Here is a 296-nt window from a genome sequence, read left to right on the forward strand (position 1 = left end):
CCTCGACCTGGCGGTCGGCGAAGAGCTTTGTGATGACGCCGGCAAGCAGGAGATCGTCCGGTTCGTGGATCTCGACGGTCGCTGCCGCCTTCAGGCGCGAGACGAGGTCTGGCAGCGCGACGCGCCAGGCCGAGGGGAAACGCCGAGCCGTCAACAGCAGCGTCGAGCCGGCGCCGCGCACGGCATTGATCAGGTGGAACAGGCCCGGCTCGTCGATCGCCGTCTTGTCGATATCGTCGATAAGCGCCGGCCTGACGCCGAGCCCCGCAATGTGCTCGTCGATACGGGCGGGACCG

At 68.2% G+C, this 296-nt stretch carries 1 pseudogene; it reads right to left on the reverse strand.

The features are described 5' to 3' along the window. Positions 1-296: pseudogene (locus EN852_RS39220) on the reverse strand (DnaA/Hda family protein); the annotation flags it as partial.

Origin of the sequence: Mesorhizobium sp. M2E.F.Ca.ET.209.01.1.1, assembly GCF_004010375.2 — a bacterium.
In the GTDB taxonomy this organism is placed as follows: domain Bacteria; phylum Pseudomonadota; class Alphaproteobacteria; order Rhizobiales; family Rhizobiaceae; genus Mesorhizobium.